Origin of the sequence: Moorena sp. SIOASIH (assembly GCF_010671925.1) — a bacterium.
Taxonomy (GTDB): domain Bacteria; phylum Cyanobacteriota; class Cyanobacteriia; order Cyanobacteriales; family Coleofasciculaceae; genus Moorena.
The window spans coordinates 793,383-818,045 of record NZ_JAAHIH010000006.1 but is presented as its reverse complement, the minus strand read 5'-3'; the positions used below and the strand labels follow the sequence as shown (position 1 = coordinate 818,045).

Below are 24,663 nucleotides of genomic sequence, written 5' to 3'. Positions count from 1 at the left end.
AGGGAACAGGGAACAGGGAGTAGGTAAAAAATCCTGTGTACCTGATTAAATTGGAAACCCCTGCATCTATAAAATTATTATAGCGTTTCTAGCAGTTATGAGGTAAAGTCTTGAGGCAGCGCATCCCTATTCCCTATTCCCTCTTTTCTCTTCCCTGTTCCCTGTTTCCTGTTCCCTGTTCCCTAAAATACCGAAATTGTGTACCTCACAAGTCCTATAATTGCTATATACCAACAAAAAATTATATTAAAAACTAAAATTATCTAGCGTCTTCCCAAAAAAAACTTTTTTAAACCCTTGACAAGTAATTTTATAATCATTACAATAATCACTATAAACCAAGTTGAAGTTTTTCACTATGTCAGACAACTTTACTCGCAATTTCAAGAAACAACCGACTGAGCACACTCTCAAAGGGCCTCGTGAATCAGTAATCAATAGTATCCAGATGCTTTATTCCCTAGGCTATGCAGAAATCGCGGAGTGGACTCCTCTAGAACCGACTGATATTCCAGGAGAAGTAATTACTACCATGACCAAGTATTGGTTGTTGCCATAACACCTTAAAATTATGGGGGGGTTTCCCCCTTTCAGGTGTATGATTTTAACAAAAGAGGAAAAAAGAACTAAAAACCTTAGTACACCATTGGACTGTCATCGATGATCACACAGATTCCGAAAGGGTATCAAGAATGGTTCAGAGTAGTGATGAGGAAGATGCCTCATCTGAGCAAATCTCAGGCAGTGGGATTAGCAATGGGTCGCTTTTTTGGTATTGCCATCACTCAAAGTTGTGGATTATCAACAGTAGCCGTATTTTTAGCAGAAATCCAACATCGATCAGAAAACAATGTCAGAGAGCAGTTAAGGCAATGGTACAAGGAAAAAAGTCACAAATATGGCAGAAAGCGACAAGAAATAGAAGTCAGTGAAAGCTTTGCCTTCTTATTGTTGTGGATATTAAGTTGGTGGTCATCCGATCAAAAAAGCCTGGTGCTGGCTGCAGATGCATCCACATTGGGTAAGCGTTTTACAGTCTTGGTAATTAGTGTGGTCTACCGTGGCTGTGGAATACCTGTAGCTTGGAAAATTGTGGGTGCAACCGAAAAAGGGAGTTGGCAACCTTACTGGCATCAGCTGTTAAATCAGGTCAAACAGGGGATCCCGGATGATTGGTTTGTGATAGTCACCACAGACCGAGGGTTGTATGCTAAATGGTTTTATCAAGGGATTGTGGCTAATGGCTGGCATCCTTTGATGCGGATTAATGCTCAAGGATATTACCAACCATCCCAGGTTTTGGGTGACCAACCCCCATCGAAATTACCTCTGTCTGGGCTAATCACTGAGGTTGGTCAGCATTGGAGTGGTCGAGTCAGATGTTTCCGAAGCAACTGTGTCGATTGCACTCTCTTAGCTCGCTGGGATCACGGTTATGCTGACCCTTGGTTAATGTTAACGGATTTGAGTCCACAACAGGCTCAAATCTACTGGTATAGTATGCGTAGCTGGATTGAATGCTTGTTCAAAGACATTAAGCGTGGTGGTTTTGGTTGGCATCACACCAAAATGACTGACCCCAAACGTGCCGAAAGACAATGGTAACGCTATTGCTGTGGCGACTATTTGGTTGGTTGGCGTCGGAGGATTAACTGACACTAGTTTATCTGCTAGTAGTTTATCGGTTGAAACTGACGACGATGGCCTCGACGCCGATCCGTTGCAATTTTCGACCCACTCTCAACAACCTCTGTCTTTAAGTTGTTTTCGACGAGGTTTTTTACGTATTCTGGCATCTGTCATTCAACAAATGCCTTTACCTATGGGTTGTTTTTCTCCCTCATTTTCTCTATCTTCTGCATAAATATTAAAATCATACACCTAAAAGGGGGTTTCCCCCCCTTGGCCAAGGGTTTTGGAAACTTCTGACATATGTGATTGACATAGCCGTGGATAGTATTTCTACGGCTATTTTTTTTGAGAATTAAGAATTGAGAATTAAGAATTAAGAATTGAGAATTAAGAATTGAGAATTAAGAATTAAGAATTGAGAATTGAGAATTGAGAATTGAGAATTAAGAATTGGGAATCGGGAATCGGGAATCGGGAATCGGGAATGCAATACTTGTGGTTTAGTAATTTTGGATCACAACATCATCAAGGTATGATAAAATTACTAAAAGGTTTTTCATAGCTATCAGGCACACAGGATTTTTTCCCTCTTGCCTCTTGCCTCTTGCCTCTTGCCTTCCCCTCCTGGGAGGGGTTAGGGGTGGGTTCCTCTTACCTCTTGCCTCTTACCTCTTACCTGCTCCCGACTCCCGACTCCCGACTCCCGACTCCCGATTCTCAATTCTCAATTCTTAATTCTAAATTCCCACAATCCCGGTCGCTTACCACTCCATCAGGTAAAATTGTATTGCACAGTTCTATACTTTCCCAGGGAATAGTTTCCCCATCAATTCCCTTAAAACTTGTTCCTTTTACGTTGGTTCCATTGAAGTTAACCTCTTTGAAAGTAGCCGCTGTTGAAAACGATGTCATTGAATTTGTTTTAAGAGTACATTCCACAGGACCGAAACAAGCTCTTTCCAGCACAGCCTTTTCAAGGTTGGTTTGGTCTAGCATTGCTCCCCCAAGATAACTATCAGATAGGTTAGCGTTTGTAAAATTAGTAAAATTTAGATTAGCCCCTTTTAAATTAGCCCCCTGTAAATTAGCTTTCTTCAAATTAGCACCTGCTAAACTTGCTCCCTGCAAATTAGCCCCCTTCAATATTGCTCCTTCCAACCGACTGTTGCTTAAATCAGCATTAGCTAGATTAGCTCCTTCTAAATGAGCATAGGCCAAGTTAGCACTCTGTAAATGTCCATTACTGATTTGGGCAGCTTGAAACTTACCACCTTGGAGATTAGCATAATCTAGCTCAGCCTCAATCAGGTTTGCTCCCTTGAAATTTGCTACCATTAAATCAGCATATTGTAGGCTAGCATGGCTCAAATTAGCATCCATAAAATCAGCATATTGAAGCTTAGAATTTTGCCATTGAGTTTTCTCACAATTTGCCCCCTCAAACTTAGCTCCTTTGCCATGAATATGTTGCAAATTTGCTCCTTCTAGCTCAGCAAAATAAAAATTGAGCCCCTGTAGATTTACCCCCTCTAATACACAAGCTGAACATTCACCACGGTCTAGCAGATACTGTAGATCCGGAGGTTGAGGGGAATTTAATTTAGCGATCGCACTCCCTAAACTCAGAAGTCCCGCCAAAGCTAACAGTAACAGTAACTGCTTCATCTTAGTTATCCTTTTTATATACAGGGGTTTGCAATTGGGTGAGGTACAAATTATTGGGTTTTAGGGAGCAGGGAGCAGGGAGCAGGGAGCAGGGAATCGGGAATCGGGAATCGGGAATCGGGAATCGGGAATCGGGAATCGGGAATCGGGAATCGGGAATCGGGAATCGGGAATCGGGAATCGGGAATCGGGAATCGGGAATCGGGAATCGGGAATCGGGAATCGGGAATCGGGAATCGGGAATCGGGAATCGGGAATCGGGAATCGGGAATCGGGAATCGGGAATCGGGAATCGGGAATCGGGAATCGGGAATCGGGAATCGGGAATCGGGAATCGGGAATCGGGAATCGGGAATAGTGTCAAGATATCCGATAATTTTTTAGTATTATGATCAAGCAATGCAGCGCTTTTGCAATTAGCAAAAAATTCTAATAAACTACCCACACTCCCTACTCCCTACTCCCTACTCCCTACTCCCTACTCCCTACTCCCTACTCCCTACTCCCTACTCCCTACTCCCTACTCCCTACTCCCTACTCCCTACTCCCTACTCCCTTTCCTATATATTATTTGCTAATATATGAATAACAATTGCCACCAAACCAATAAGCGTCATATACTTTAGCCCTCCTTGTTTCCAATACAGTAGGGCATCATTCACCAAGGATATCATAGCAATTACAACTAATAAATTTAAGCCCCGGAAGGGAACTAATGTCGGATTAACTAGTAGTACTAATAATTCCACACCCCAAACATAGACTACACTCATAAATAACACCAAACTATAACGATTAAGTCCTATGATCAGGCTATAGCGAGAAATAAACCAACTTAAAGTACCAACTAACAAGCATCCCAGCAAAAAAGCCACCGCACTCAGGGGTTGCATTAACAAAGCAGCAGCAGCCGAAAGAACAATATAACCACCGGATCGTACGGATGACTTTTGGTAAATCCAGTAACCTAAAAGCAGTACTATCCCAAATTGAAACATCGGATAATTGAACTCAATATCCAGTTGATCGGCATAGGCAGGATGAACAATATTAAAGTCGAGATCGAGCCAAGACCAACCCAGCCAATAAATTGTCGCCACCATTCCCCCTGTAAATAGGGTAGTGATACCAATACCTTGTAGAACCTTCAACCGCTTCTGTTTAAGCCAACTAAAGGCAATGATAGCCGGGAGCAAACTACCGGTCAGACTCTCCTGGGATAATTCCATCCAGCCTAAGTTGTCGTATAGGATGGCAATCGGATAAACTGAAAATAGGGATATCAGTGCCAAAATATACATTGGTGTTCGAGGTTTGGACGATTGTTTAAAGTAGCATTGATAGAAAGCATATAAAACAAAAGCCAAAGCAATTAAGCTAATCCCCCACATGGGCGACAAGATTAGGCTTACCACTAAAAGCCCTGGAACAATAATTCCCCCTGGGATTACCCCTTCCGTTTTTTTGTAATGAAGGGCTGAATAAGCCCCAATCAGCAAAGCTAAACGAGTGATTTCTGACGTATTGATGGTTTCGAACATACTTTTTGTTTGGTTCTTTTCTGTTTGAATCGTTTCTGCTTGAGTCGTTTCTGTTTGAGTCTTTTCTGTTGGATCCTTTTCTGTTTATTCTTTTTCTGTTTCGGTTTTAGTACTGCTTCCAATTTCGCAGCCTGGACTAAGGTTTGGAATAAACTTAAGAGTTCTTGGGCTTGAGGAGTATGGATATTAACAGCTCCCACCAACAGAATCTTTTGCTCCGTTATGATTTCAGTAATTTGGGTTAGTAAGGTCGTACCAGGAGCATCTTTAAAAGGAGTAGAGTCACCCAGTAACACTAAACGTTCTGGTTCACTGGCGAATAACTTTTGTACTTCTGCTTCGCAGCTTCCGATAGTAACCACTCGATCAAAGCTCAAGCTCTTAGCAAGATTGGCGAATAACGCTACTCGTGGTAGTCGATCGGAACGGTTGTTGAGTAAAACCACTTTGGCGTGGTCAGGATATTGTTTAAAAATGCGATCGCAAAGTAAATTAAAGCTTTCCCTGTCATTGACCGCAAACAAGTTAGCCCAAACGATGCCAGTATCTCGCCAATTAAAGGATTCCAGTTTCAGAGCACTCTCATCATTGAGAGTCTGCCACATAGCCTGAACCGCCCGTTTACGAGGAACTCCCAATAGCTTTCCTACTTCTAGTGCGATCGCAACATTATCTTCTATAGTCACAGCACTAAATCCTTTCAGGTCTTCAGCCATCACCTCACTAGCATTCGCTGCAATCAATTTAGCGCCCCTTTGTTTAGCTTCCCTGTTGAGAATATCCAGTAATATCGGATTTGATTCAGCCGTGATCACAATACCATTTTCAGGAATAGTCACTGCTAGGGAATGGGCAATTTCTTCCAGAGTTTCCCCTAAATATTCTGGATGGTCGTAGCGAACATTAGTAATGATGCTAACGTGAGAGCGCATCACTTTTTTTTCCAGCCATTCCCCATAGACTGGGTTAATCGCCATACATTCCATCACCACCGCTTCTACCTGCTGCCGAAAAAAATAGCGCATCACTGCCACTTGCTCGTTAACATTGGCATAGCCTTTTCGCGGCCAAACAGACTCTTTACCATTGGGATGGAGAATATGGGTAGTGCTACCAGTAATCTTGCCAAAGGTTTGATACCCTGCTGCCCTAACAACTGCTGCCACATAGCGGGTCACCGTGGACTTGCCTCGAATGCCATTAACATGAACCCGATACAAAATTTGATCCCGTTTTTGACGAAATTGCCAATAGGAAACAAGTAAATATAAAATGTAGACTACCAAGCTGGCTAGAGTCAGTAAAAAAGGCAGAGCCTCCTTGAACATCTGAAACTTAAGCCTCCCAATTATTTAATATCAAGTCTTGAATACCCATAATTAAGGAGAGGGTGGGGAGATGGGGAGATGGGAAGATGGGGAGATTTTTATTAAGGGTAATATCCTGACATGATATAAGACGAAAATTGAATAGATAGCAAGTTTTAGTCTAATCAGGAACATATAATGTTTACCCTACTCCCTACTCCCTGCTCCGAAGTCCCTACTGCCTAGAAAAATTAGGCTGAAAAGCCCGAAAAGTCAAGCGCAGTTTCACTAGACCAGGGGTACCGGTCAACCGTAAAAAGTCAAGGGCATGAGGCACCGAAAGCTGAATCGGATTGTTCAGATTTAGGGGCTTTTCCCAACTGACACAGGCAAAGTCATCGAACATTGCTAGCCCCTTTCCTTCTTGGGGAGGATAGTGACGCAACCAGAGCATCACAGCACGAGGATTATCTTTTTTAGGATTGGCCACCTGCTCCTTTGGCTTATCCTCAGGCATTGCTAAGTCTACCACAATCCGTTCCCAGTCAAAAGTATGACCAGGGTGAGTAAATACAGTCCTATCCCCAAACCCTTGCTCCCCTTCACTGGCACGATAGCGGACTTTCAGCTCTATCGGACCGGCATTTTCCCCCCGTACATATCCCACCATCGTCAGGTCTTTCTGAGGGCGATCAACCGCATCTCCAAATACCCGTATCCGATGACGAAAAGGAACCACAGCCACCATCAGATTGCGATGCGATCGCTCTAGACAAATCCCGGTGATACCTCGATAGGCTCCTTGATAACACGGAAAGGATGTCTTCCCTGTCTTAGATACCCCCCAGCGGTTGAGGTCTTGTTCATTGGAGTCCATGTCCCAATCTTCTGCCTCACCAAATCCCATTAAATCCCGCCCTAAACGGAGTTGGGAGACTTCACCAGCGCTGACTTGCACCTGATATAGAGAGGCTTCACTCGGAGCCAGCCCCCGCAAATCCACTACTCCCCAGCCATCCTTATTGATCATGACCGGAACATCTATACTGTAGTCTTGAATCCTGACATCAGACCCATCAGCCCCTTCCAGGGAAACCCAACCCCGATTTAGATAGGGATAAACCAGTACTCCATCCTCAGAAAACTCCCCAATCCTCCGGATAAACCGATTGGCTAGGTCTCCCCCTATCAGTTGGGGACGATAGTCTTCCAAATAAATCGGAATAACCTGGAGCCTCGTCACGTCTTCATTCTCGATATCCACCAAGGCTACCAATTCCAGTAAGGTCTCCAGGCGATCGGAATCAAACACCAGGTTACCAAGACTATAAAATAAAGGGACACCCTGACGAAACCCTAAGCCTTGAGCCACATGGGGATGGTGTCCCACCACCAGCCCTGCTCCAGCACTCGCCACTTGGTCTATCAGACCCCTCCCATAAGACGTGGGGGCATAGGTGTATTCAGTACCAGTGTGGACTTGGACAATCGGGAAACGCCCTTGCTCTCGTTCCTCCGCAATTACGGATTTTACTGTTGCTATGTCCCGCAAGTCTGCTGCACCCCCCTGATGGTCGCTAGCCACAAACTGTAGGGGTTCTCGATAGCGATCGCCTGCAATTGAGGTAAAGGAAAATAGGCTGTAATTGGTATTGCCCAATTGTCGGTGATCGGGTTCCTGGGCTGCATTTGGGGTAAGTCCAGCGCCACTGTAGGCCAGGCCAATAGTTTGTAACTGCTCCAGAGTGGTAGTCAAACCAGAAGCTAAGTAGTCCCAGAGGTGATTATTCCCTAGGGCTACATAATCAACCCCTAGTTTGCGCAGCTGGCGGACTGATTCAGGGAGGGTGAAAAAACTGTAGGGTTTCGCCCAGTGGGGGGTCCTAGGGTCATCCAGGACAGGAGTTTCCAGATTGACACTACGAAAATCACTGACCTTAGGCTGGAACAGAGGCTGTAAACCTTCTAACACCTTGGCACTGCCCCGTCTCGGATGGGATGCTTGAATCAGCGCATCAGGGTTATTTTTAGGAATCCGATTGCGGGGGGTATTCTCTTCTGGGTCGAGAAACCGCCTACCCATCGCTACATCTCCCCCGAACAGAAGCCTGGCCTCCGAATCTGTCCGTTTCACCAGGGCAATCGGCTCTACTTCCACTTCCGAGACTGTCAGGGGTAAGGCCAGAACTAGAGGAATCACTTCCTGGTAATAGTCAGGAGCATCAATTTCCAACAGGGCATTATGACGGGGCATAAAGGGAAAGCGATACTGCCCTGATGGATTAGTAATTGTTTCTTCCTGCCCTAGGCGAACCGGAATATTACCCAGAGGCATACCCCCCGTTTCCAGGATTGTTCCCTGCACCTGGAGGGGGGTATGGTGATACTGACGCCCTAGACTAATTTCTTGAGCGACTAAGGTATTTAACCATTCCCGGAGAGACCAGGCTTGGGCTGATCCAGGGTAAGGCCATAAAGTAAAGCACAGGACTAATACAAAACAACAAACTCCTCCACGTACTGCACGGATAGTGAATTTTCTAGGCCACTTCCTAGGCCATTGCATCAGATTCGCCAGCATCTCCCTTAGTGCTACAATCCACATTTTCAACTTCAAAATGTAGTATTTAGAATTACAGCAATTAAAAGAAGAATCATGACTAAAATATGTTATCAGAGTTTAAGCTTTTAGCTGGTAGGGTCGGCAAAAACAGTTTGGTTTTTTTGAGTATTGTAGATAATATTACTTTTCCCAATATACTTTAATCGCTATTTTGTTTACACGCAAGTCCCTAAAACAATTCCGTGATCACAGTTTCAGGGCGCGGCATTATATCATGATTCGCGACTTAATACAAAAATAAATATATAACGTTTCTGTTCCTGATCAGGTAGATACAATGTCTTGATGCAGTCTTGATCTAGCTACTGCATCAAGACTCCCTACTAACTACTCCCTAGCCTTGTAAAGTCCCCATCTCCCCATCTCCCCACGCTTCCCACCCTCCCCACACTTCCCACCCTCCCCACACTTCCCACCCTCCCCACCCTCTCTCTAATTATGGGTGCTGAAATTATTACCCAGTATGGATTTTAGCTTCCATGTCGCCCCCCCAGAAAAAAAATTTCTCTGAAAGAAGTATCCTTGTTAAATTTCCATAACCGAACAGGGAAGACTTAGTACAAGTAAGTCAAGCAGAGATTTATTTGCATATGTCATCTCAAAACGATCAAAACGAGGAAAAGAAAAAATTCAAGATACTTGCTTTAGATGGTGGAGGAATTCGGGGAGTAGTAACTGCAAGAATTCTAGAGGAAGTACAGGAGATACTAGGGGAAGATCAACCTTTAAACAAATACTTCGACCTAATCGCCGGGACATCTACTGGTGCAATCATAGCGGCTGGTCTAGCCATAGGTAAAACACCAAAAGAACTGAGGGAGGTTTATGAAGACAGAGGTCGAGAAATTTTCCATGCTTCATGGTTACGTAAAGTCATATCCTTTTTCTTTGGCTCCAAGTATTCGAATAAAGGATTAATTAAAGTCTTACGAGAGGAGCTAAAACCAAAAGGCAAGAATGAAGAAATTACATGGCGTAAAGTGTCCGAAATTTCCAAAGCAGAATTGTTAATTCTGGCCTATGACACTTTTTCTCGTAACACAACTTTTTTTAACAGTTTGACCAGTAAATTTGAACCCAAACGCTGGTTTAACGATATGAAACTATGGGAAATTTGTACGAGTTCTGCATCTGCTCCTACTTTCTTTCCTCCCTATGAATTCAGATGGGGGGACTGGAAATTTCCTCACGTTGATGGTGGAGTGGGTGCTAACTGCCCTGAAATGGCAGCCCTTGCTCATGCCATGTTAAGAGGAGCCAGAATTGAAAACATTTCTATTCTTTCTATTGGAACAGGCAGAACTACTACACCTTTTAAATACAAAGCTATGAAATACTGGGGTATTTTTGACTGGGGTAGTCTTGGATGGGCTAGAAGGATAGCCGATGTCTTTATGGGAAGTCAAGCTCAGATTACTACTACTACCTGTCAACAGATTTTCAAGGCAATCAATTCCGATGCTTATTTACGGCTTCAATTTGACATAAATGAAAGATTTGAGGAAAGAAGCAGTGAAGATGAACCTCGTAAGTTCCTTGATACAGAAGATCAAAAAAATAAATTTCTCCATCAAAAAATCAACGAAGAAATGGATGATGCTAGTACAAAGAATATTAAAAAATTACTGGATGCAGCCAAAAAATTTGCTGACACTAAAAAAGTTGACATTGGAAAATTCATAGAAAAGAATCAGGAGCATCAGGAGAATCAGGAAACTCAGGAGACAAACAAAGTGCCAGCAACGGCTTCCTTAGCTTAAATTTATTGATCAAATTGCCATTATTGTTCTTGGAGAGAAGTCGCTATTTTTAAACATGGACGCTTACAATAAGCAACAATCCCATACAGCGCACTTTCTCCACCTCCCAAGGGAGCTGCTGCCACAAACTCCCATCCCTCCGTTGACATATAAGTCAACTGGGGGGGTGACATAAATGGCTAAGAAGCTTACAGAATAAACGACCTACCCCTCAAACCCTTTTTATAATAGGGGAGCTTATTGGGATTGACTATCATTATTTTAGTCACCCTCTCGATACATTTATCCCAAAAGCTCACCCAATTATCAGTCTACAAACCAATAGATATAGCCTTTTTATTCCTGATCAGGTAGATACAATGTCTTGATGCAGTCTTGATCTAGCTACTGCATCAAGACTCCCTACTAACTACTAATTCCCTTAAAAGACACTAGAGCCGATAGCCCTCTTAACCACTAATCCTAAGCCCAGAAAGCCCAGAGCCAGTAGACCCTGAGACGACATCGGTTCAGGCACTGGCACTGCTAGAGGCAATGGACCATTACCTGTTCCGGATTGAGTATCATTCTTAGCCGTGAACGTCCCAAATGGACCAATGGGAGGTTGTGTCGTTTGCCAAAAGAAAGAGATGGTTTCTGGAGTGTCGGAATTAGTACTCCAATCTGCTCCACCGACAACGCTCCAGACTAGACTGCCCTCTTGATCAAGCTTTATTGAAAACTCCCCACTCGGACCCAGTGCCTGCTTCGCTTCCCCAAAGCTATAGCCCGCAACTCCTGTAAAGCCTTCAGCTTTGAACTCCAACCCGAACTGATTGACATCATCAAACCGAAGTAAACCATCCGGTTGAGGGAAGGGGGGATCGTTAGGAAACTCTACACCAGGAGTAACTTTGTGTATATAAGTGTAGATGGTTCCCGCTGGATTTTGGGGCGGCACACAACTCAGAAAACCAACAGGACAAGAAACGCTACTGGTCAGGTCTCCCAAGCTGTTTCCATCACCATTGATTAAGGATGCATCTACTGTCGGACCCACTGGTCCTGTGATAGTTGCTCCCAGGGTCAGGTCGTCAAGGTTGATGGGAGTAATCGACGCAGCACTAACCCCTTTTGCCGAAAGATCGAAAACGCTAATTGCGATCAATGCGATCGCTAGTTTACTAGTCATGATTATTTTTCCTCAGTAAAGTTTTCAAGTAAGCAATCAGCATTCAGCATTCAGCATTCAGCTATTAGCCTATGGGCTACGCGCACGCTGCGCGAACAGTACCGTAGCCAACGGCTGACGGCTGACGGCTGAATGCTTACGATTAACCGAAGGCTTACCTCTTTTCTTATTAACAGTTTGCTACTTCTCAAGTAGCGTGCCAATAGCGCATAAGCACCTCAAGTAGCGTGCGCATTAGCTGATAGCTGATCGCTGATAGCTGATCGCTGATTGTTTACAACTGTAGTTATCTATTTCAACGTGATGGCTGATTTTTCTTGCCAAGGGTATTTTATCTGTAAATCCAGCAAGCTTGAGAACATTTAATAAAAATTCATTAAACTCTGAATTATGTAAATGTTTAGCAAAGGGAGTAGGGAGCAGGGAGCAGGGAATAGGGAGTAGGGAGTAGGGAGTAGGGAGTAGGGAGTAGGGAGTAGGGAGTAGGGAGTAGGGGAAATTTTTGTGTAATTAATGAGTATTAAAATTCCTAGATATTAATACTCATTAATTCTAATAAAAAACGCTGATTTAAGTTATACATTGCTGATGGCTTAGCTGATTTTTAATCGAACATAAAATTAAATTAAAAAAATACAATTGAAATCTTGAAAATTCCAATCGTAATAATTACAATGATTACAGCGTTTTTCATAACTATAAAGTACATAGGTGCGCTCTTACCATTAAGAATTAAATTCTCCACGGGTCGCACCTCAGGATTTTTTCCTGTTCCCTATTCCCTGTTCCCTATTCCCTGTTCCCTGTTCCCTACTCCCTGTTCCCTGTTCCCTACTCCCTACTCCCTACTCCCTACTCCCTACTCCCTAAACTTATGACTAATCTAAAAATAGACTACACTCACCTTAAAACCTTATTGATAGAATTCCAATGGAAAGCTGCTGATCTGGAAACCAAGAAAATTGTCTTATCCATAGCTAAAACCATTAGACAACAGCAGAAGGTTAGTAAAAAAGAGCAAGAATGGCTTCAAGGGTTGAATTATCTCAGAGAATCAGACCTACTACAGTTTCCCTGCGACGATTTGCTAACACTTAATAATCTTTGGGAGCAGTATAGTCAAGGTCATTTTGGATTTAGAGTACAGTCTCAACTGTGGCAGCAAGTTAGTCAAGATTATAATAAATTCGCCGATCTAGTAGGATGGCGCAAAGGTGATGCCGATTCTTGGCATTCTTATTCTCACTTAACCTTTAGTTTAGAAGCTCCTAAAGGTCACTTGCCCGCTGCTATATTTTATGCCGAAGAATCCCCTATTGGTTGGGCAGCAACTATTAAAAATCGATGTGATGAATGTTTGTTATAGAAGTAGGGAGTAGGGAGTAGGGAGTGGGGAGTCGGGAATCGGGAGTCGGGAATCGGGAATCGGGAATCGGGAATAGAGAACTATGAAATCGACGATAGCCCTTCTCATAGTAAACAGAATTTTTTCCCATGTCCGACTTACCTGTTCTTTCTTGCCTCTTGCCTATTGCCTATTGCCTCTTGCCTCTTGCCTCTTGCCTATTCACTACTCCCTACTCCCTACTCCCTACTCCCTGCTCCCTGCTCCCTGTTCCCTGTTCCCTTTGCTCTATGCTATAAACTATACTGAAATTCTCAATTTTTTCCCTTGTCACCAATCCTAGACCTTCGTAATCTAGAAACACGGTTTTTCACCCCAGCTGGTACTGTCCATGCTGTCAACGGTATTTCCTTCCAGGTCAATCAAGGGGAAACCCTAGGGATTGTTGGTGAATCCGGTTCTGGTAAAAGTATCACCGCCCTGTCGATTATGGGACTAATCCCCTCACCTCCTGGAAAGATTACCAATGGTGAAGTCATTTTTGAAGGGCGTGACCTCCAAAAGCTTACTGAGGGGGAAATGCGGAAAATCCGGGGTAACCGTATCGCGATGATTTTTCAAGACCCCATGACTTCCCTTAACCCAGTACTAAAGGTAGAAAGGCAAATTACAGAAGCCCTACGGTTACACCAAGGGATGAGCCGAGAGCAAGGACGGTCTAGGGCGATTGAACTCTTAGAATTAGTGGGAATTCCTGGTGCAGCGGAACGGATTAGTAACTATCCCCACCAATTTTCTGGAGGGATGCGCCAGCGAGTCATGATTGCCATGGGATTAGCCTGTAATCCCCAGTTGCTGATTGCCGATGAACCTACCACTGCTTTGGATGTCACGATTCAAGCACAAATTGTAGAATTAGTCAAGAAACTGCGCCAAGAAATTGGGATGGCGGTGATTTGGATTACCCATGATTTGGCGCTATTGGCAGGATTAGCGGATCGGATTTTAGTGATGTATGCCGGTCAAGTAGTAGAACAAGCATCGGTGATGGAAATCTATAAAAATCCTCGCCATCCCTATACTATTGGTTTACTCAACAGTATTCCCCGTCTGGATGAACAGCGCCAAGAGCGTTTGCAGGCCATTGAAGGGTTACCACCAGATTTAACCAATTATCCCCAAGGTTGTCCCTTTGCTGCTCGTTGTTCTTTCGTGATTGATAAATGTTGGCAGAACGATCCTACTTTGGAATTAGTAAGTGTTGATCATGAAGTGGCTTGTTGGGTAAAGCCAGAGCTGAATAGGGGCGTTGTTAATTGAGAATTAACAAACAACAAGAATTATTCTACTCAAAGCCAGTCTAGGATTCGTCTTCGTCTTGGTTTTCGATTTGGTCTTCTATGAATTCCCCCAGGTAAAGCTTGACGAATTCAGCAGCAGCGGAGGGATTGATACTCTGGAGTGCTTTAGCAATATCCGCAATGGTTTCCCCGCTAGGATCAGTTTGCTCATGAAACCAGCGAAATACCACCGATGGTCTAACTCCCAGTGTTACGGCCAATTTGTTTTGGCTGATGCCGTGGGTTGCTAAGGTTTGTTTGAGCGCTTTTCCTACTTTTCCCATGACCTCGATCGTGTCAAAAGATCATGAGCTAGTAAATCTTTACAGATCTGCGAATATCCGATAGCCTTTTAATATTCGCAGATCTGCGAATACATTTGTTAACTAAAATTTGGGACAAGCCAAATGCTCAAGAGTTTTCTAGGTGATTCTAGCCAAGACACCTCAGCATCGATTAAGCTTCAAGCCTCTAGGGAGCCAGTTTCTGGCAGAGAATATGTCAAAGTTATAGTGATTGGTTCACTCAAAGGGGTAAAAAAAATAATTCACGCCCTATACATCAGAGGATTTGCTGAGGTAACGGAGTGGACTCAGCCGGTGCCAACTGGTAATCCTGGTGAGGTGATGAGAGTTTTGAGGCGATTGGTTTTTGTTGATTGAGGGTTTGCTTTGCGATCGCTTTTCCCTTTCCCTCCCCCCATACCCCCCAAAACAGCGGGGGGCTTATACCATTTATTTAGCGATGCAGTGCGATCGCAATCTTGTAGGGTGCGTGAACGAGGCTTTTGAGTACACTAATCCATGTCTTGATGCAAAGCGCGAGTGGGGGGAACCCCCGTGAGGCCACTGCATCGCTTATAAAAACTCCACCTTTCCTGCGATTTCTTCAGCCTCAAGCACCTCCCAAATCAAAATTAATCCCTGCAAAATTTCACCGATGGAGCGACGTCCCTTCACACAATAAACAACTCCGCAATGTTCAAAGCCAGAATTGTGTAATTTCAAAAAATCACTATCCTGAGTAAACATCACTCGCCCCTGGCTGTAAGCAAATCTTAATTGCTCCTCATCCGAAGAGGAAATTAATCCTGCATCGTTAGTGGTCGTAACGTCAATCTTTCTCCGCCTTAACCCGTCAGCAATGGCCTTGTTGACATTCTCATCTAAGTGAAACCGAATTGTCTGAGGCATCTTACTGCTTTAACTTTTGCTGAACCAAGGACGGTGTTTTTTCTTGCATATCACGGGCAAATTCTTCATCCTCACGAATCTGTTGCCTGATTTCCTCAAAATGGTCATGATAATAGGCTAAAGCAGCATAGACATCTGCTAAGGTAATGGTAGGGTATTGTGAAACAATTTCATCCGGCGACAATCCTATTCTTTCGTGCCAAATGACAATATCCTCAACCCGAATACGATGACCGGCAATGCGAGGCTTGCCGCCACAGACCCCCGGTGTAATTTCAATATGCTTTGATATGACACTACTCATGTTGTCTCCTATTTATACACTGGTTTTACCATTATATAGCATTTTTCGCAGTTATGAGGTACACTTTTCAACCTCAAAGTCCCCCTTTTTAAGGGGGATTTAGGGGGATCCATTTGTCCATCATGACTACGATAATTGCTATATATCTCACAATAATATCTAAATTCGACTGGATGCAAAAATCTGGTTAGCAGTTAAACTAAGATATGGAAAGACTTTGGAAACAAGACCATCATCATTTCGGAACAATTGTTTTTGATACTCATCCTCTACCAAAGTGCAAATTGTAATTGTTGGTTGTTTGGGTTTACCAATATAATCTCTACCACCAATGCCCAGATAATCGACAATCCAGTATTCAGGCACACCTAGTATGGCATAATCCTCAACCTTACGAGCATAATAGTTCTGCCAGTTTGTGCTAACAATTTCAACAACAAGCTTGATTGAGTTTCCCAACGTAATCACAGGCTCTTTTTGCCATAATGGTTCATTTACGAGCCGAGTTTTATCTAATACAATCACATCAGGACGAAAAGCTGTTTGGGTTCCTAAAACTTTGATCAGACATCGGTAGGGAATAACATAATCTGGGTATCCTCGGTGAATCTCCACATTTAACTTCCGTCCCACAAACCCTGCTACTTCCTCATCAGGTCCAGTAGCTTCTATGTCAATTAGTTCCCCATCGATTAATTCATAGCCTTCGTTGTCACCATACTGGATAATAAACTGATCAACAGTTATAAACGTTGCTAAAGATTGAAGCATTACAATCGCACTCCTTATCAGGATAAAATCATGCTGGTAGTGGTAAACCGCTATTATCAATTTCTGTAAGCTATCAGCTTACAGCTGTAAGCTGATAGCTGATAGCTGACGGCTGAATGCTTACTCCTCAACTCATCTTGGCCAAAGATGCCCCTAACCACCCATAAAAATTCTGCTGCTGCCCATTGCTAGGATTCTTAACTGGCATAACTTGGTAACGACTGGGTTGAGATTTCCCTAATGTAATCGGTAGAGTGACCAATTGGTCCTGATGGAATACACTAAGCTCGATCACATCACCAGCTTTGTAATCTTTTAAGCGATCGCATAATTGCTCCCCGTTGACTCGCAACCCATCAATAGCCAGTAACTGATCACCAGCATCCACTCCTGCCACTGCCGCAGGAGAATCCACCTCCACAAACTGGATCCAGTCCTGACCATTCTCGGTCTTCACCTTCACCCCCAAGTAAGGCACAGATTCTTCATCCACAGCCACCACTTGTAAGCCAAAGGGTTTGAGATACTGATTGAAGGGCAATTCCCTCTTACCCTCAATAGTCTTCGAGAAGAAGTTACTTAAATCTAGCTCTGCTACCGATTCTATTACCTCTCGCAGTTGTTGGGGAGTAAAGCCAATTTCCTGTTTACCAAACTGCTCCCACATCTTCCTGATCACATCATCAAGGGAACGCTGGTTTCCATGGCGCTCCCGGATTAACAAATCCAGCAATAACGACACCATTTCCCCTTTCAAATAATAAGAAATTTGGTTATTATCACTATTCGCATCCCGTCGATAAAGCTTAATCCAGGCATCAAAGCTCGACTCACTCAGGGGCTGCACCTTACGGCCTGGTGTAGTTAAAAACCGGGTAATTTCTTTACTCAAATTCTCTAACAACGTCTTAGCATCATAGATACCAGCCCGTTGGGGAATTAATAAGTCATAGTAACTGGTTGTTCCTTCACAAAACCACAACGATGTCGTATAGTTTTCCTTTTCATAGTCAAATGTTTCTAGGGCTAATGGTCGAATCCGCTTAACATTCCACAAGTGAAAGAACTCATGAGCCACCAGTTGCAGGAAGCGATTGTACTTATCCTTTGCCCGAAAACCAAAGCGTGAGTAAATTAACGAACAACTATCCTTATGTTCCAGTCCCCCAAAGCCACTACCAGTTAGATACAGCAAGAACAAATAGTGATCATAAGGTAAACCCCCAAACAGCTCAGCTTCTACCTTGATAATCTTCGTGGTATCCTCAATAATCCGTTGTGGGTCAGCATTCCCCTCTCCCCAGATGGCCAATTGATGGGGTTTGCCCAAAACCTCAAACTCATAGAGCTTATGATCACCAATTTCAAACGGACTATCGACTAAGGTATCAAAATCCCTTGCCTCAAAGGTATTAAATTTGCCTGACACTCCCGGTAAGGGTGTGGTCACCCGCCAATCGGGATGAGGTGGCGCGATAGTAACCTGGCAAGGGTGTTGTTCAAATCCTGGGATAAACAAGAACAGAGCAGCACCATTAAAATAACCGTGGCTAGCATCTAAGTGATTAGTGCGTACTGTTAATTCATTAGCAAAGATACGATAACGCACAGTGATAGCCGACCCATCACCAGTTTCTACTAGCCAATGATTCTTGGCCAGTTTCCGCCACGGTAAAGACTCGGTAGGATTACCCGTATCCGCAGAGAAATCTTGTAAATGTCGAGCATACTCCCGCACTAAGTAAGAGCCTGGAGTCCAAACTGGCATCTTTAAATCTAACAAAGGGGCTTCCCAGCCTTCCACTTGCAGCGTTACCTCAAACAGATGGGATTGAGGCTGAGGCATAGCGACATGGTAGTGAATAGCTAGGGTACTAGTGGCTGCGCTGCTCCGAAAAATAGTTCTTGCTTCAGTCATTACTCAACTTGAGGGATTACGATTTAGCTTTAAGGGTAGCAATCCTCTGACCAGATAGCATTTTCATTTGAGATGTAAACATAGAAGGAACAGGGAATAGGGAATAGGGAATAGGGAATAGGGAGCAGGGAACAGAGAATAGTAGGAAAGAGAGCACAGTTTTTAGTGTTATGATCAATCAGCTTTGGTTTGATGTAATTATAGACACCGATCATTTGTAATTTTTTTTTTATATTTACTAACTAAATTAATATAAAAAAATTTTATACGCAGTAATTAAAAATATTTACTCTTTGGTAATATCTAATTTTATATACTTATGATACAGCGTTTTTCATAACTATAAGGTAAGCAAGATTTTTTCCCTGTTTCCTGTTTCCAGATCCGCTGTTCCCTACTCCCTACTCCCTACTCCCTACTCCCTATTCCCTGTTCCCTTTACTAAATCTTGGGTCCTCGACCTGTCCAAAAAAATTGATAATTAACTTGGGTAATGTCCATCTCCCCTGACCCTTACCACAGCGGTAGAGAGAGACTTATGACATCTCCCAAGCGTCCACCACTAGTTAAACCGAAAGCCCCAGCGCTGATTTTATGGATTTACAGATTATCGAACGAGATGGTAGACGATACCTTCCTACCGAGCAGTTGTCGATGACCGAATGGCCTCGGCTCACCACAAACCAACCTCTACCAACCCTTCCTCTCAAAGTAGATGACCTGTTTTTAATCACAGATACCCTAGGGAATATTTCGGGGAACTTAGAAAACGAAGGTAATAGCACAACCGGGTTATTTTGTCAAGATACCCGCTTTCTCTCTCGCTTAGAGTTACAAATTGAAGGGCAACTCCCCATTCCTCTTAGTAGCAGTGCTGAGGAAGGATTTGTCCTATCGGTCATGTGTTGCAATCCCCGTTCACCTAATCTTCCCCCAAAAACCCTAGGCATTCAGCGGCAGCTAGCCCTCCATGGTGGCTTATGGGAAGAAATTGTAATCACCAATTACGACACTCAACCCCTTAGCTTCAGCGTCAGCCTCAGTTTTGATGCCGATTTTAAAGACTGGTTTGAAGTCCGAGGTCATCAGCGACCGCAGCGGGGAACTCTGCTGCATTTACTACCGCCTGATATCGATTTAGAGACGCTGTTAACCCTAAGTGAGTTCAACACTAATACCATCAACCTAGCTTACCAGGGACTCGATAACTCCCTGATTGAATCTCAGATCCACTTTATGCACCGTCTCCCGGACACCTACAAAGGGAACACAGCGGTTTGGGACTTGTACCTCACACCTGGTGCTACTGAAACCTTAGCCTATCGACTGGAACTGGTCACCCACAAAGCGCGAATCACTAGAGCTCAAATTCCAACCACCCTTGAACAAGCTAAGACCGCTAACTTACTCCAAAACCAGGAATGGTATCAACAGGTAACTCACATTAGCTCGGATAATGAAACCGTTAACCAAGTGATTTCTCGGGCAATACGAGACATCTTTTTACTAAGGCAGACTATTAATGGCTGCACAGTTCTTTGCGCAGGAGTACCTCGGTTTTCCACCTTGTTTGGCCGAGATTCCTTAATTGCTGCCTCACAAACCTTAATTCTTGACCCTACCATAGCCAAAGGTACTCTCGAAATTTTAGCCCAGTACCAAGGCCAAGAGGATAACCCATCGCGGGATGAGCAACCGGGTAAGATTTTGCATGAACTCCGGGTTGGGGAATTGGCTCGCTGTCGGGAAATTCCTCACACTCCCTACTACGGTACAGTTGATGCTACCCCACTGTGGCTGATGCTCTATGCCGAGTACTATGCTTGGACCAATGACACAACTACCCGAGACAAGCTCTGGCCCCATGCTTTGGCTGCCATGGATTGGATTGATAGTCAATCTCAGCAAAACGGCTATCTCTGTTATCAGCGCCAGTCCAAAAAGGGTTTGCGTAATCAAGGGTGGAAGGATTCCGGTGATTCCATGGTCACTCGTGATGGTAGCCTAGCAACGGGAGCGATCGCATTATGCGAAGTCCAAGCTTATGTCTATGGCGCTAAAGTTAGGCTAAGCCATCTGGCCAGGATCAAGCAGCGAATTGATTTAGCCGAGCGTTGGGAAAACCAAGCCAAGGAACTCAAGCAACGCTTCAACCAGGATTTTTGGCTAGACGACCTAGACTTCTGTGCCTTAGCACTAGATGGAGAAGGTAAACTCGTAGATAGCATAACCTCCAATCCTGGTCATTGCTTGTCTTTGGGTATTTTTACTCCAGAAAAAGCAGCTAGTGTAGCAAAGCGGCTGTTAGCACCAGATATGTTCAATGGTTGGGGGATTCGTACCCTTAGTAATCAATCCGCTGCTTACAACCCGATCAGCTATCACGTGGGATCAGTCTGGCCCCACGAAAATTCCTTGATTGCGGTAGGATTGCGTACGCTAAATCAAGTTGATCAAGCCTTAGAAATTGCCAAAGGCATGATTGACATGACAGTTGAGCAACCCTACTATCGTCCTCCAGAACTATTTTCTGGTTACCAGCGCACTCCCAACAGCTCTCCGGTCAAGTATCCAGGAGCCTGTCCTCTCCAAGCCTGGGCAACTGGCAGTATTTTCCAACTGCTGCAAATGATGGTGAATTTGCGCGCCGTAGCTCCAGGAAAAAATTTACGTATTTTCCGACCAACTTTACCAAATTTTATCAATCAACTCTTAGTTCGTAACTTGCGGATTGGCTCAACGGTGCTAGACTTGCAATTGGAACGAGCTGACACAACCACCACCTGTAAAGTGGTCAAAAATTCCGGTAACCTCACGGTTGTGATCGAAAGCTAATCCAGTTAATAGCAAAGGGAAAAGACAAAGCATAGCGCTATAAATTTGTCCGGGGTGACAGAGGTAAGGCTTTCATAGAATTGACCCTTACCACTGAGCGCTGAGCTCCCACGCACTTCCTTTATACTTGCCGAGTTCCGATGATCGGCAAACTGTCGTGACCATTAGTGCGTAGGAGTTTAAACCTATTGTTCAGGGTGTTTGAGTGTAGGTGGGGTATCGGCAGGTGTGACCCGAAGGTGCGACCCAAGGCCGTGAGCAATCCCTCACGGCCTTGGAGGCGCGCACCTATAGCGAATTTAATTCTTCATGGGTCAAGCGCACCTAAGGAAATTTTAATCACAATTCAAAGCTTAATTGTTTCCATGTATTTTCCAACTGCCTTGTCGATCTAGGGGAATCATGTAAATATGGCGGTTGCTTACTTAAAGCTTGGCACACCCCGCCCTAATTCAAAAGGTGCGACCCGTGGCGAATTTAATTCTTCATGGGTCAAGCGCACCTCAAAAAGATAGTGGGGTAAGCTATTGCCCCACTGCCAGAAGATCCCAAGGAGTGAGCCAATCTCCCACGACAATCCTACTCCCTGCTAGCCAAGGGCTAGAGCAAGAGTAGGTTACAGACCCACCATGGACAAGACACGCTAAGTTACTATGTCTAGTTTGTTACGAGCTGTTCTCCAAAGTAACGAGAAAGCTGATTTGCGTCAGTTTATCAGTCAACTGCGATCTGAACAAGAGCGGTACTTTCTAAGGAATCAGATTCTGCAAGCGTTTGATAATTACTGCACTACTCATGACAAGCCTGCTTACTTTAAAAGAACTTCCTCTATCGCCGAACTACTGAACTATACCCACGAAATTATTCTGGAAGAGAAAAACCTTTGGCTTCTCTTGCGGACAAGGGTTGCTTCTCAAGAAATCTATCGGCTGGCAGCGGATTTGACCAGTTTTGAACCAATGCCAGTGGAGGAGTTACTAAGCTTACGCGATCGCTGGGTTAAGCGCTACTTCCCAGAAAAAGGGGGTCTGCTAGAAATTGATGTTGGTCCGTTTTACAAAAATACTCCTACAATTCGTGACCCGAGAAAGATTGGCAATGGGCTGGAGTTTCTTAACCGTTACCTATCTAGCCAATTATTTGCTGACTCTGAGCAGTGGCTAGAGGAGCTGTTGAAAAACTTACAAGCGCACCACTACGACCACACACCATTACTGCTCAATAACCGGATTGACTCAACTACCCAACTCTTTGAAAAGGTTAAGCAAGCACTAACATTAGTGGGAGAGCTACCAGCTCACACCCCCTATGAAAAGTTTCGCTTCGAGCTTCAAGTTCTTGGTTTTGAAGCAGGTTGGGGTAACACTGCTGGTCGAGTGCGCGAAACCCTAGAACTGCTTGAGCGGTTAATGGACGCTCCTGATCATGCAGTACTCGAAGCCTTTATTTCTCGTATTCCCCTAATCTTTCGGGTTGTTCTGGTCTCCGTTCATGGCTGGGTTGGTCAAGAAGGAGTCTTGGGTCTTCCCGAAACCGCTGGTCAAGTGGCATACGTCATCGACCAAGCCAGTAGCCTGGAACAAACAATCCAAAACAATATTAAACTCTCAGGTCTTGACGTTCTGGGTGTCGAACCAAAGGTGATCGTTCTGACTCGCCTAATTCCCAACTGTGAAGGTACCCAGTGCAATCTACGCCTAGAAAAAATCCAAGGCACCAGCAACGGTTGGATTTTGCGGGTTCCTTTCCAGGAATTTAACCCAAACGTCACCGACAACTGGATTTCCAAATTTGAGATCTGGCCCTATCTCGAATCCTTTGCCTTAGATTCAGAAAAAGCCCTGCTAGAAGAATTCCAGGGTCGTCCAGACTTAATTATCGGAAACTATTCCGATGGGAGTTTAGTTGCGTTTCTGCTAGCTCGACGCCTAAACGCTATCCATGGCAGTATTGCTCACACCATGGAAAAGCCTAAATATCTGTTTAGTGACCTCTACTGGAAAGACTTTGAGTCCCAATACAACTTCTCCATACAATTCACCGCTGATTTAATTGCGATGAATTCAGCGGATTTCATTCTGACCAGTACCTATGAGGAGCTTGTGGGAACACCAAACAGTGTAGGCTACTACGAGTCTTACAAGTCTTTCAGTATGCCCGAACTGTATCATGTGGTGAATGGGATTGAGTTATTCAGCCCCAAATTTAATGTGGTACCACCAGGGGTCAACGAAAACATTTTCTTTCCCTACACCCAGACATCAGACCGGATTGACGACGACAGTGAACGGGTTAAAGACTTGCTGTTGACCAAGGAAGACCCCGAAATTGTCGGCTATCTCAACAGTCCTAACCAGCGCCCGATTCTCAGCATTGCGCCCCTAACCTCAATTAAGAATCTGAGTGGCTTAGTGGAATGCTTTGCCAGTTCAAAAGAACTTCAGGAACAGTGCAACCTAATTTTAATCACTAGCCATGTCAGGGTTGAGGACGCCACTGATCCAGAAGAGAAAGGGGAAATCGAGAAGCTATACCAGCTAATTGAGCAATACCATCTTCAAGGCAAAATTCGATGGATTGGACTACGTCTGACCACCCCCGATATCGGTGAATCCTACCGAGTGATTGCTGATTTGGGAGGAATTTTAGTCCATCCTGCTCGCTTTGAAGCCTTTGGTCTCACGGTTTTAGAAGCCATGATCTCCGGTTTACCAACATTTGCCACTCAATTTGGTGGACCATCAGAGATTATTCAAAACGGCGACAATGGGTTTCTCATTAACCCCACAGACTTGCAAGGGACTGCCGAAAAAATTCAGCAATTTATCTCGAAGTGCGAACACACCTCTGACTACTGGCAGAAAATTTCTCAAGCAGGTATTAAGCGAGTTCGGGATAAATACAATTGGCAGTTGCATACCAAGCAGCTGCTCTCACTCGCAAAAATTTACGGATTCTGGAGCGAAACCTCTAAAGAAAGCCGAGAAGCTTTGCTGCGCTACCTAGAAGCTTTGTTCTATCTGATTTACAAACCCAGAGCGGCAAAGTTACTAGCCGAGCATAGCTCGCGTTAATCAGAGATTATGGGCTATAAAAAAGTGAGGAGGGAGAGCTGAAAGGATCACAACTGAATCGTTCCCCTGACTGTTTCTAAAGTAATGCTTAAAACCATTCAAATTATACTGATTTTAAGCTAATAAGAACTCACTCTTAGTTAATTCCCTGGTAGTTTCCGGTTAATCGGGAATTTCCTAGCTA

General features: G+C 44.1%; 29 protein-coding genes. 14 read left to right on the top strand and 15 right to left on the bottom strand.

The features are described 5' to 3' along the window. The first annotated feature begins 110 nt into the window (after positions 1-110). From F6J90_RS35745 to F6J90_RS35735, 3 genes are all read left to right on the top strand, one after another. The gene (locus F6J90_RS35745; protein WP_293105041.1) at positions 111-257 is read left to right on the top strand and encodes a hypothetical protein; all 147 of its coding nucleotides are present in this window, start codon (positions 111-113) and stop codon (positions 255-257) included. 101 nt (positions 258-358) lie between these two features. Further along, positions 359-559, top strand: a complete 201-nt coding sequence (locus tag F6J90_RS35740; RefSeq protein ID WP_293105038.1) for a hypothetical protein — start codon at positions 359-361, stop codon at positions 557-559. Positions 560-660: 101 nt separating this feature from the next. After that, positions 661-1,605 (top strand): transposase, encoded by a 945-nt coding sequence (locus F6J90_RS35735; RefSeq protein WP_293090693.1) that lies wholly within the window; start codon positions 661-663, stop codon positions 1,603-1,605. Between the two features lie 65 nt (positions 1,606-1,670). Here F6J90_RS35735 and F6J90_RS35730 read toward each other — a convergent pair whose 3' ends face one another. Next, positions 1,671-1,796, bottom strand: a complete 126-nt coding sequence (locus F6J90_RS35730) for a hypothetical protein (RefSeq protein ID WP_293090694.1) — start codon at positions 1,794-1,796, stop codon at positions 1,671-1,673. A gap of 433 nt (positions 1,797-2,229) precedes the next feature. Between F6J90_RS35730 and F6J90_RS35725 the strand changes: the two genes are divergently transcribed. Beyond that, on the top strand, positions 2,230-2,367 hold the full coding sequence (locus F6J90_RS35725; RefSeq protein WP_293105035.1) for a hypothetical protein: 138 nt from the start codon (positions 2,230-2,232) through the stop codon (positions 2,365-2,367). Here F6J90_RS35725 and F6J90_RS35720 read toward each other — a convergent pair. Both F6J90_RS35720 and F6J90_RS35715 read right to left on the bottom strand, forming a co-directional pair. After that, on the bottom strand, positions 2,350-3,297 hold the full coding sequence (locus F6J90_RS35720) for a pentapeptide repeat-containing protein (protein WP_293105032.1): 948 nt from the start codon (positions 3,295-3,297) through the stop codon (positions 2,350-2,352). The genes F6J90_RS35725 and F6J90_RS35720 overlap by 18 nt on opposite strands. A gap of 1 nt (position 3,298) precedes the next feature. After that, a complete protein-coding gene (locus F6J90_RS35715) occupies positions 3,299-3,697 on the bottom strand; it encodes a hypothetical protein (RefSeq protein WP_293105029.1) in 399 nt (132 codons plus the stop codon). A gap of 10 nt (positions 3,698-3,707) precedes the next feature. Here F6J90_RS35715 and F6J90_RS35710 point away from each other — a divergent pair, with 10 nt between their 5' ends. After that, the gene (locus tag F6J90_RS35710; RefSeq protein WP_293105026.1) at positions 3,708-3,875 is read left to right on the top strand and encodes a hypothetical protein; all 168 of its coding nucleotides are present in this window, start codon (positions 3,708-3,710) and stop codon (positions 3,873-3,875) included. Here F6J90_RS35710 and F6J90_RS35705 read toward each other — a convergent pair. The 3 genes from F6J90_RS35705 to F6J90_RS35695 all read right to left on the bottom strand — a co-directional run bounded on the left by F6J90_RS35705 (position 3,858) and on the right by F6J90_RS35695 (position 8,750). Continuing rightward, on the bottom strand, positions 3,858-4,838 hold the full coding sequence (locus F6J90_RS35705) for a poly-gamma-glutamate biosynthesis protein PgsC/CapC (RefSeq protein WP_293105023.1): 981 nt from the start codon (positions 4,836-4,838) through the stop codon (positions 3,858-3,860). The two genes, F6J90_RS35710 and F6J90_RS35705, sit on opposite strands and share 18 nt — an antisense overlap. Next, positions 4,799-6,166 (bottom strand): poly-gamma-glutamate synthase PgsB, encoded by a 1,368-nt coding sequence (gene pgsB, locus F6J90_RS35700; protein ID WP_293105020.1) that lies wholly within the window; start codon positions 6,164-6,166, stop codon positions 4,799-4,801. Before pgsB ends, F6J90_RS35705 begins: the two co-directional genes overlap by 40 nt. Positions 6,167-6,380: 214 nt before the next feature. Continuing rightward, positions 6,381-8,750 (bottom strand): CapA family protein, encoded by a 2,370-nt coding sequence (locus F6J90_RS35695; RefSeq protein ID WP_293105017.1) that lies wholly within the window; start codon positions 8,748-8,750, stop codon positions 6,381-6,383. A 608-nt stretch (positions 8,751-9,358) separates the two neighbouring features. Here F6J90_RS35695 and F6J90_RS35690 point away from each other — a divergent pair. Beyond that, positions 9,359-10,528, top strand: a complete 1,170-nt coding sequence (locus tag F6J90_RS35690; protein WP_293105014.1) for a patatin-like phospholipase family protein — start codon at positions 9,359-9,361, stop codon at positions 10,526-10,528. A 20-nt stretch (positions 10,529-10,548) separates the two neighbouring features. Here F6J90_RS35690 and F6J90_RS35685 read toward each other — a convergent pair whose 3' ends face one another. Together F6J90_RS35685 and F6J90_RS35680 are read right to left on the bottom strand one after the other, a co-directional pair. Then, positions 10,549-10,677 (bottom strand): hypothetical protein, encoded by a 129-nt coding sequence (locus tag F6J90_RS35685; RefSeq protein ID WP_293105011.1) that lies wholly within the window; start codon positions 10,675-10,677, stop codon positions 10,549-10,551. Between the two features lie 272 nt (positions 10,678-10,949). Further along, positions 10,950-11,699 carry an exosortase, PEP-CTERM interaction domain protein gene (locus tag F6J90_RS35680; protein ID WP_293105008.1) on the bottom strand — a complete coding sequence of 250 codons (750 nt, stop codon included), beginning with the start codon at positions 11,697-11,699 and terminating at the stop codon, positions 10,950-10,952. Positions 11,700-12,373: 674 nt separating this feature from the next. On the opposite strand from F6J90_RS35680, the gene F6J90_RS35675 reads away from it, so the two are divergent. After that, on the top strand, positions 12,374-12,577 hold the full coding sequence (locus F6J90_RS35675; protein ID WP_293105006.1) for a hypothetical protein: 204 nt from the start codon (positions 12,374-12,376) through the stop codon (positions 12,575-12,577). Continuing rightward, positions 12,574-13,065, top strand: a complete 492-nt coding sequence (locus F6J90_RS35670; RefSeq protein WP_293105003.1) for a GUN4 domain-containing protein — start codon at positions 12,574-12,576, stop codon at positions 13,063-13,065. The genes F6J90_RS35675 and F6J90_RS35670 overlap by 4 nt, the downstream gene beginning before the upstream one ends. On the opposite strand, the gene F6J90_RS35665 is transcribed toward F6J90_RS35670, so the two are convergent. Next, a complete protein-coding gene (locus F6J90_RS35665) occupies positions 13,034-13,195 on the bottom strand; it encodes a hypothetical protein (RefSeq protein WP_293105001.1) in 162 nt (53 codons plus the stop codon). The two genes, F6J90_RS35670 and F6J90_RS35665, sit on opposite strands and share 32 nt — an antisense overlap. Between F6J90_RS35665 and F6J90_RS35660 the strand changes: the two genes are divergently transcribed. Beyond that, a complete protein-coding gene (locus F6J90_RS35660) occupies positions 13,194-13,343 on the top strand; it encodes a hypothetical protein (protein ID WP_293104999.1) in 150 nt (49 codons plus the stop codon). The two genes, F6J90_RS35665 and F6J90_RS35660, sit on opposite strands and share 2 nt — an antisense overlap. A 28-nt stretch (positions 13,344-13,371) precedes the next feature. Next, positions 13,372-14,364: an ABC transporter ATP-binding protein gene (locus tag F6J90_RS35655; protein WP_293104997.1), complete on the top strand. Its 993-nt coding sequence runs from the start codon at positions 13,372-13,374 to the stop codon at positions 14,362-14,364. Between the two features lie 40 nt (positions 14,365-14,404). Here F6J90_RS35655 and F6J90_RS35650 read toward each other — a convergent pair whose 3' ends face one another. Continuing rightward, positions 14,405-14,668 carry a helix-turn-helix transcriptional regulator gene (locus tag F6J90_RS35650; protein WP_293068165.1) on the bottom strand — a complete coding sequence of 88 codons (264 nt, stop codon included), beginning with the start codon at positions 14,666-14,668 and terminating at the stop codon, positions 14,405-14,407. A 123-nt stretch (positions 14,669-14,791) separates the two neighbouring features. On the opposite strand from F6J90_RS35650, the gene F6J90_RS35645 reads away from it, so the two are divergent. Beyond that, entirely contained in the window at positions 14,792-15,046 is a 255-nt protein-coding gene (locus tag F6J90_RS35645; RefSeq protein ID WP_293067811.1) for a hypothetical protein, read from the top strand. A 195-nt stretch (positions 15,047-15,241) separates the two neighbouring features. Here F6J90_RS35645 and F6J90_RS35640 read toward each other — a convergent pair whose 3' ends face one another. The 5 genes from F6J90_RS35640 to F6J90_RS35620 form a co-directional block, all read right to left on the bottom strand. Next, entirely contained in the window at positions 15,242-15,577 is a 336-nt protein-coding gene (locus tag F6J90_RS35640) for a DUF5615 family PIN-like protein (RefSeq protein ID WP_293104994.1), read from the bottom strand. Position 15,578: 1 nt separating this feature from the next. Next, positions 15,579-15,881 carry a DUF433 domain-containing protein gene (locus F6J90_RS35635; RefSeq protein WP_008185608.1) on the bottom strand — a complete coding sequence of 101 codons (303 nt, stop codon included), beginning with the start codon at positions 15,879-15,881 and terminating at the stop codon, positions 15,579-15,581. Between the two features lie 159 nt (positions 15,882-16,040). Further along, entirely contained in the window at positions 16,041-16,652 is a 612-nt protein-coding gene (locus F6J90_RS35630) for a Uma2 family endonuclease (protein WP_293104991.1), read from the bottom strand. Between the two features lie 127 nt (positions 16,653-16,779). Continuing rightward, complete coding sequence (locus tag F6J90_RS35625; protein WP_293104989.1) at positions 16,780-18,570, bottom strand: M61 family metallopeptidase; 1,791 nt, start codon at positions 18,568-18,570, stop codon at positions 16,780-16,782. 29 nt (positions 18,571-18,599) lie between these two features. After that, positions 18,600-18,785 carry a hypothetical protein gene (locus tag F6J90_RS35620; RefSeq protein ID WP_293104986.1) on the bottom strand — a complete coding sequence of 62 codons (186 nt, stop codon included), beginning with the start codon at positions 18,783-18,785 and terminating at the stop codon, positions 18,600-18,602. Between the two features lie 379 nt (positions 18,786-19,164). On the opposite strand from F6J90_RS35620, the gene F6J90_RS35615 reads away from it, so the two are divergent. The 3 genes from F6J90_RS35615 to F6J90_RS35605 all read left to right on the top strand — a co-directional run bounded on the left by F6J90_RS35615 (position 19,165) and on the right by F6J90_RS35605 (position 24,479). Then, entirely contained in the window at positions 19,165-21,405 is a 2,241-nt protein-coding gene (locus F6J90_RS35615) for an amylo-alpha-1,6-glucosidase (RefSeq protein WP_293104984.1), read from the top strand. A gap of 468 nt (positions 21,406-21,873) precedes the next feature. Next, positions 21,874-22,020 (top strand): hypothetical protein, encoded by a 147-nt coding sequence (locus tag F6J90_RS35610; protein WP_293104981.1) that lies wholly within the window; start codon positions 21,874-21,876, stop codon positions 22,018-22,020. Positions 22,021-22,058: 38 nt separating this feature from the next. Beyond that, positions 22,059-24,479 (top strand): sucrose synthase, encoded by a 2,421-nt coding sequence (locus F6J90_RS35605; RefSeq protein WP_293104978.1) that lies wholly within the window; start codon positions 22,059-22,061, stop codon positions 24,477-24,479. Positions 24,480-24,663 lie beyond the last annotated feature (184 nt).

Coding starts and splice junctions, on each gene's coding strand:
- F6J90_RS35720 (WP_293105032.1), bottom strand. CDS start 3,297: ATGAAGCAGTTACTGTTACTGTTAGCTTTGGCGGGACTTCTGAGTTTA.
- F6J90_RS35695 (WP_293105017.1), bottom strand. CDS start 8,750: ATGTGGATTGTAGCACTAAGGGAGATGCTGGCGAATCTGATGCAATGG.
- pgsB (WP_293105020.1), bottom strand. CDS start 6,166: ATGTTCAAGGAGGCTCTGCCTTTTTTACTGACTCTAGCCAGCTTGGTA.
- F6J90_RS35675 (WP_293105006.1), top strand. CDS start 12,374: ATGATTACAGCGTTTTTCATAACTATAAAGTACATAGGTGCGCTCTTA.
- F6J90_RS35615 (WP_293104984.1), top strand. CDS start 19,165: ATGGATTTACAGATTATCGAACGAGATGGTAGACGATACCTTCCTACC.
- F6J90_RS35680 (WP_293105008.1), bottom strand. CDS start 11,699: ATGACTAGTAAACTAGCGATCGCATTGATCGCAATTAGCGTTTTCGAT.
- F6J90_RS35735 (WP_293090693.1), top strand. CDS start 661: ATGATCACACAGATTCCGAAAGGGTATCAAGAATGGTTCAGAGTAGTG.
- F6J90_RS35670 (WP_293105003.1), top strand. CDS start 12,574: ATGACTAATCTAAAAATAGACTACACTCACCTTAAAACCTTATTGATA.
- F6J90_RS35740 (WP_293105038.1), top strand. CDS start 359: ATGTCAGACAACTTTACTCGCAATTTCAAGAAACAACCGACTGAGCAC.
- F6J90_RS35690 (WP_293105014.1), top strand. CDS start 9,359: ATGTCATCTCAAAACGATCAAAACGAGGAAAAGAAAAAATTCAAGATA.
- F6J90_RS35635 (WP_008185608.1), bottom strand. CDS start 15,881: ATGAGTAGTGTCATATCAAAGCATATTGAAATTACACCGGGGGTCTGT.
- F6J90_RS35665 (WP_293105001.1), bottom strand. CDS start 13,195: ATGGGAAAAAATTCTGTTTACTATGAGAAGGGCTATCGTCGATTTCAT.
- F6J90_RS35605 (WP_293104978.1), top strand. CDS start 22,059: ATGTCTAGTTTGTTACGAGCTGTTCTCCAAAGTAACGAGAAAGCTGAT.
- F6J90_RS35705 (WP_293105023.1), bottom strand. CDS start 4,838: ATGTTCGAAACCATCAATACGTCAGAAATCACTCGTTTAGCTTTGCTG.
- F6J90_RS35630 (WP_293104991.1), bottom strand. CDS start 16,652: ATGCTTCAATCTTTAGCAACGTTTATAACTGTTGATCAGTTTATTATC.
- F6J90_RS35660 (WP_293104999.1), top strand. CDS start 13,194: ATGTCCGACTTACCTGTTCTTTCTTGCCTCTTGCCTATTGCCTATTGC.
- F6J90_RS35730 (WP_293090694.1), bottom strand. CDS start 1,796: ATGCCAGAATACGTAAAAAACCTCGTCGAAAACAACTTAAAGACAGAG.
- F6J90_RS35645 (WP_293067811.1), top strand. CDS start 14,792: ATGCTCAAGAGTTTTCTAGGTGATTCTAGCCAAGACACCTCAGCATCG.
- F6J90_RS35640 (WP_293104994.1), bottom strand. CDS start 15,577: ATGCCTCAGACAATTCGGTTTCACTTAGATGAGAATGTCAACAAGGCC.
- F6J90_RS35685 (WP_293105011.1), bottom strand. CDS start 10,677: ATGTCAACGGAGGGATGGGAGTTTGTGGCAGCAGCTCCCTTGGGAGGT.
- F6J90_RS35620 (WP_293104986.1), bottom strand. CDS start 18,785: ATGATCGGTGTCTATAATTACATCAAACCAAAGCTGATTGATCATAAC.
- F6J90_RS35625 (WP_293104989.1), bottom strand. CDS start 18,570: ATGACTGAAGCAAGAACTATTTTTCGGAGCAGCGCAGCCACTAGTACC.
- F6J90_RS35650 (WP_293068165.1), bottom strand. CDS start 14,668: ATGGGAAAAGTAGGAAAAGCGCTCAAACAAACCTTAGCAACCCACGGC.